General features: G+C 43.1%; 4 protein-coding genes. 3 read left to right on the top strand and 1 reads right to left on the bottom strand.

Translation table 11 applies throughout. From position 1 onward, the window contains the following. Window positions 1-978 (bottom strand): ATP-binding protein (locus MUP17_07200; protein ID MCJ7458761.1); only part of this gene is annotated, 978 nt, incomplete at its 3' end. Between the two features lie 345 nt (window positions 979-1,323). Between MUP17_07200 and MUP17_07205 the strand changes: the two genes are divergently transcribed. The 3 genes from MUP17_07205 (at window position 1,324) to MUP17_07215 (ending at window position 6,344) form a co-directional block, all read left to right on the top strand. Then, the gene (locus tag MUP17_07205) at window positions 1,324-1,983 is read left to right on the top strand and encodes a dockerin type I repeat-containing protein (protein MCJ7458762.1); all 660 of its coding nucleotides are present in this window, start codon (window positions 1,324-1,326) and stop codon (window positions 1,981-1,983) included. A 239-nt stretch (window positions 1,984-2,222) separates the two neighbouring features. After that, window positions 2,223-3,497 carry a SpoIIE family protein phosphatase gene (locus MUP17_07210; protein ID MCJ7458763.1) on the top strand — a complete coding sequence of 425 codons (1,275 nt, stop codon included), beginning with the start codon at window positions 2,223-2,225 and terminating at the stop codon, window positions 3,495-3,497. 285 nt (window positions 3,498-3,782) lie between these two features. Then, window positions 3,783-6,344, top strand: a complete 2,562-nt coding sequence (locus tag MUP17_07215; GenBank protein MCJ7458764.1) for an SBBP repeat-containing protein — start codon at window positions 3,783-3,785, stop codon at window positions 6,342-6,344. Window positions 6,345-6,552 lie beyond the last annotated feature (208 nt).

Raw genomic sequence — 6,552 nt, forward strand, 5'->3', positions numbered from 1 at the left:
GTAACTCTCGACCTTTATTTCTCCTTTATGATTTTGAACTATCCTTTCGACTGTTCCCAAGCCCAATCCTGCTCCATTCTCTTTGGTGCTGAAAAAAGGGGTAAAGATATTTTCTTCAGTTTCTTCAGACATCCCTTTACCAGTATCCTGGAATTTTACCGTTACTTTATTTTTGTCCTGCAGAGTCGAGATGAGAACCTGACCATTACCTTCTATCGCCTCTAAGGAATTCAAAATCAGGTTGATAAACGCCTGTTTAAGCTGGGAAGGGTCTGCTTTGATCCGGGGCAGGTTTTTATCCAACTCGGTTTTCAATCCGACTCCTTTCTTAGCTGCCTGAGAAGAAAGGATTAAAACCGTTTCACTGATGAGCTGATTTATATCTGTTTCAATCAGATTGGGAAGTGCCGGCCTGGCATAATTTAAGAAATCGGTAATCACCTTATTCAATCTGGCAACCTCTTTCAGGAGTATGTTTAAGAACTCATACTTCGAATCCTCTACCTTATAATCTTTGCGCAGGATCTCCAGAGAACCCTGAATTGAACCCAGCGGATTTCTGATCTCGTGGGCGATACCTGCGGCTAACTCGCCGATTACTTTATACTTATTTGCCTGGATAAGCTCTTCCTGAGCCTTTTTTAACTCCTCTCTCCTTTTTCTCTCAGCCTGGACCAAAGTTCCTGAAACCCAGGCAACTATGTTATAAAGAACGATCTCGAACAGGGCATCATAGGTCTGTAGATGAATATGACCCCAGCGGTGAAAAACGTGCGGCAAAAAAACCAGACTGATAACCAGAGAAGAAACCATTGCCCCTCTAAGCCCGAAGCTAAAGGCTGAGAAGATGATAGGAACATAGTATAGCCTTCTGTAGAGATCGTGCAGTATCGGTTTGTCGACCGGTGTGACATAATGCAGGACCGAGAGGATAGTTATGCTCAGCCCTACAAGTATAATCTCTTTTTTTTTGTGCATTTGCTCTTTATATTACGAAAACCGGACATAATTTAACATGTTGGTAATGATAAATCAACTATTTGTTAGATTACCTTGTTCTGTTATCCTGACAAAAAGGTGCAATTCAAAAAAACATCAGTTCAAAAAGATTTTTAAAAAAAATTGCCCCGAGGGTCTTGACAGTTTTGCGAAACCGGTTATATTTGAAAAGTTCAAGATTTTCTGCTCATTATCCTAAAATCCCCTTTTAGGGTTAAAGAGCAGATGGAGGAAAGAGGAAGCAGTCAACCCGGATTGAGTTAGTCAAAGGCTCCTCTGGCTGTCTCCCCCAGTTTTTTGTCAATACATATTTGCGAGGACCGGATGCCTCTGCACTGCAACAAAGAAAATAAAGCTGGTCTTTTTGAAGTATTCTATAAGATTTTCCTTTTTCTTCTTGTATTGAGTCTTACATTTTTATCTGTTTCACGGGCACAGGTCTCTACTGTCCCGGTGGGCTTAACCTTTAGCACTGCCAATTACACCCAGTGCAACACCCTTTTGATCCAGATCCAGGTAGCAACTGATAAAGCCTTCACAAACATTGTAGATCAGAGTAACTGGACCGCGTGTCAATCGAACACAAATTTCAACTACTCAGCACATCTCCCTCCGCTCCAGGGAAATTTTTACTGGAGAGGAAGGCACCAGAACGCCTGCACAGGGGAGATATCGGCCTGGTCTTCTCCTTTCAGATTTTATCTTTTACTTGACCCGAGCAAACTTGTTCCCGGGGATGTCAATGGCGATGGCTTCCTCACCCTCGTGGATTTAATCGATCTGGTCCAGTATTTTTTCGCAGGAGGACCCCCGCCTACCCCTCCTCAGGTTGGAGACGTTAATTGTGATGGCAAATGCGCCGTGGGCGATCTGATCTATTTGATTAACTACCTGTGGAAGTTCGGGCCTCCTCCCTGCAGACCTTATTATAAAACTTTAAGCCTGGAAAATCCCCAACTTTCAAGTCAGCAACAAGCTAAGTAGCTGGCTAATTACCTCTTTCGTGGATTTAAGTCCGCATACCCTGCTCAAACTGTAGATTGGTGGTTCCTCTGTCCTGATTCTTAAGTCTTCTGACAGAATACTGATTCATTCCTCCAGCCAGAATCCTCTTGTAACAATCCTCCAAAATTGTAAAAAACTAAAAAAACTCTTGATAATTTAGGTTTTTATGCTTATAAAGTGAATGGACACACTTCAAGAGACTATAAATAGAGAGAAAAATGACGGAAGGGTTGAGAGAGGAAAATCAAAGGCTCAAGCGAGCTGTTGAGGAGTTATCTATTCTCAACGAGATAGGTCTGGCAATCAGCTCGACCCTGGGCGTGGAAAAGATAACTGAGCTGATCGTGAAGAAGTGCACCAAACACATCCGGGCAGAACAGGGTGCCATCTGGCTTCTGAGCGAGGAGGACAAGATCACCCCGTTGAAAACCTTTGTCAGAATAATGAATTCCACCTTCAGCGGTGTCCCTTATCATTTCGGGATGAGCCTTACCGGCTGGATGCTCAAAAACCAGGAGCCGCTTCTGATCAACGAGCTGGCAAAAGACGAAAGATTTAAGGGAATTGAAAAGGAGTCAGAAAAAATCAGATCCCTTTTAGCGGTTCCATTAAAACTGAAAAACAAGATGATAGGGGTTCTGTGTCTTTTTAATAAAAAGGAAGGCTCTGACTTTACTCCGGACGATCAGAGACTTTTATCCATTATTGCCAGTCAGTCAGCCCAGACCATAGAGAATGCCAGGCTTTACGAAGAAGAGCGAAAGCTTCTGGTTTTAGAGGAGGATCTGAGAGTTGCCCGCCACATTCAGCAATCTCTGCTGCCCAAAATTGACCCGGTAGTTGAAGGAATGGAAATTACAGGTTTTTCCATGCCGGCAAAACAGGTCGGAGGCGACTACTATGATTTCATTCAAATCGATGATAACCATCTTGGCCTGGCTATAGCTGATGTTTCTGGCAAAGGAACTCCTGCGGCTTTGTTAATGGCAAATCTGCAAGCCTGCTTAAGAGGGCAGGCTGTGATAAACCGCAGTGTAAAGGATACCGTGGCTAACGCAAATTTTATGCTTTCCAGATTTATGGACACTGGTAAATTTATTACTCTTTTTTATGGCATCTTAGACATCAAAGACAAAACTTTCACTTACACCAACGCCGGGCATAACTTTCCCTTCCTTTTACACCCCAGCGGAGACTTAAGAACGCTGGAGAAAGGGGGACTGATTCTGGGGATTTCCGATAGGTCAAAATATGAAGAGGAAACCGTTCAGTTGACGACGGGCGATTTACTGCTATTGTATACAGATGGAATAACAGAGGCAACTAACGAGAAAGAAGAGATGTACGAAGAAGAAAGGCTATTAAAACTTCTTAGAGAATATCAAACCATCCCGGCTCAAAACCTTTCTCAGAGAATTGTCGATTCAGTCGTTGCCTTCCAGGGCACTCATCCCCAGGAGGATGATATCACCCTGGTTTTATTGAAAACCTGAAATCTCTGAGTATTGTGTTCGTCTTCTCTTTTTAGATTGGTTTCTTAATTTAACTTCTCAGACTGCAATTGCTTGATTGGTTCCTATAGTCATACTAACTAAACAGGTCTAAAATCTCCAGTTAACCAGTCGTGTATAACGATTATGCTTGACTTTTTTCATTTTTAAGTTATAAATATAATGATTTCTTGCTTGAGAAATATGAATTTTTGGAAACTCATTCATGCTCACCTTGAGGGGTGGTGGCATAATAAATTAAATTTAGCTTTTAAAATGGAGGCGAAAATGACCAAAAAGCTAATCATTTTAGTGATTTTGCTTTTGATAAGTATTTCTGCTTTTGCCCAGGAAATTGATACTGCCTGGGTGAGGCGATATAATGGTCCTGCGGACACCACTGAGGATGTCGCTCAAGCAATAGCAGTAGATGCTTCTGGCAATGTATATGTGACTGGTTATAGCTGGGGAAATGGAAGTAATTATGATTATGCCACAATCAAATACTCTGCTGCTGGGGATACTGTCTGGGTGAGAAGATACAATGGACCGCAAAATAACTGGGATCAGGCTCACGCCTTAGCCTTAGATGATTCTGGCAATATATATGTTACCGGCGAAAGCCGTGGCTTGATTTCAAGTCCAGATTATGCCACCATAAAGTATTATCCCAATGGAGATACTGCCTGGTTAAGAAGGTACAACGGCATAGGAAACGCTGTCGACAATGCTTACGACATAGCAGTAGATGCTTCGGCTAATGTTTATGTTACCGGAGCAAGCGCGGATACCAGCTTCAAAAGTGATTATACTACCATAAAATATAATTCTAATGGCGATACGGCCTGGGTGAGAAGATGCAACGGTTCGGGAAACGACGATGATCAAGCTACTGCTATAGCCTTAGATAGTTCTGGCAATGTGCATGTAACTGGATTTACCACCGAAAGTGGAACACTCAGCGATTACACAACCATAAAATACGATTCCAGCGGAGACACTGCGTGGGTGAGAAGATACAACGGTCCAGGAAACGGCTATGATCAAGCTACTGCTATAGCCTTAGATGATTCTGGAAATGTGTATGTGACCGGATACAGTGATGGCAGCGGCACGTCTTGGGATTATGCCACCATTAAGTATAATTCGAGTGGGGATACTGTCTGGGTGAAGAGATACAACGGAACATTAGGCGCTGCTGATTATGCTCGGGCAATAGCAGTAGATGGTTCGGGCAACGTGTATGTGACCGGACTTAGTTATGGCAGTGGAACGGGTGAAGATTATTGCACCATAAAATATAAGCCGAACGGCGATACGGCCTGGGTAAGAAGATACAATGGCCCGGGAAATGCGGGTGATGATGCTCACGCCATAGCTTTAGATGGTTCCGGCAATGTATATGTGACTGGAGAAAGTTTTGGCAGTGGAGCAAATTATGATTATGTAACCATAAAATATGACCCTGACGGATATACCATTTGGGAAAAAAGATACAATGGCCCGGCAAACTGGCATGATCATGGCTATGCCATGGCCTTAGATGGTTTTGCCAATGTGTATGTGACTGGAGAGAGTTATGGCATTGGAACAGATTATGATTATGCCACCTTCAAGTACTTTCAATATGTCTGTGGAGATGCTAATGGCGATGGACTTGTGGATGTTGTTGACTGGATTTATCTTTTCCAGTACTGTTTTATGAACGGGACTGCTCCTCCAATCAATCCGACAAGTGGAGATATGGATGGCTATGGTTCCACTACTATCAGGGATATAGCCTATCTGCGGAGATATTTGTTTGAGGAAAGTCCTGCCCCTTATTGTAATCCAGGCAGCGAATATGCGACCACTGGAGAACCTGCAGATGCGATTATCGTTTCTCCCAATCTTTTGCCCGCCAATGATAGCACAATTGCGGTTACCATAAATTATCAGAACAATAGCTCAATCGTTGGGTTTGCCCTCCCTTTGAAGATAACCATAGGAGGAGATATTCCATTAATCGGATCAGCCGTATTCAGCTCACGCATAACTAATCTATCTGGACTGCAAGCAGCAACCATCGACTCAACCCAGGGAACGGTCAATGTGGGCTTTTGTGCCGGTCTATCCAGCGTTCTCTCGCCCGGTTCTGGCACAATACTCACCCTGAACTTTTCTATCACTCCAGTCGCTTATGATCGCCAGATTCAGGTTGACACTGTCAGGTTAGCTCCCTTCAATTATCCAATGTTTATTAAGCAGAGCAATCTTGCTGGAGTGATTCCGGGATATATGCTTCAAGACCGGAATGACACTGTGCTTTTCATCGCTTATTCACCTGTTAATTTGATTGTAACCAACCCGGATGGGGATTCGATTGAATTAGGTTTTAATAATATTCCGAATGCGACTTACGATACCAGCACGGATAGAAACCACGATGGGCATTGGGATGATATAATCACTATACCAAACCCAGTGGTAGGTCAGTATCTGGTCAGAGTTGTGCCTGACTCCGGCGGTTCTGGCAATTATACTTTGGCCGTGAAATTGGATGGGAATGAAGACAGAGTGATGATAGCCAATGCTCCTTGTCCAGGACAGGGACAGGTAGATACCGTGGTTTATACAGTCCCGGAATATCTGCATGGGGATGCAAATAGAGATGGGAAAAAGACAGTTTCAGATGTAGTTTTTTTGATCAATTACCTGTTCAAAGGAGGCCCAGCACCCGACCCGGTGTACTTGGGTGATGTTAACTTCTGCAAACAAAATCCCCCGGTTGAGCCCGGTCAACCAACAGTTGCGGATGTAGTCTATCTCGTAAACTATCTTTTCAAAGGCGGACCACCATCCTGTAGCTAAAAAAAGGAGTCAAGGATTCAAGAGAGGATAAATAAGTGACGTCCGGGTTCATCCCGGACGTTTTTTTTGGACTCACTCTTGATTTGTGGAGTACTCACCCTTCCAGTTTAACTAAGAATAAGTAATACATCAAAAGACAATCTCTTATCTTAGATTTTCTTGATAATAAGACAAAAAATATCTAAATACTCCAAATATCCCATGACAA

This window comes from Candidatus Zixiibacteriota bacterium (assembly GCA_022865345.1).
Lineage (GTDB): Bacteria > Zixibacteria > MSB-5A5 > MSB-5A5 > RBG-16-43-9 > RBG-16-43-9.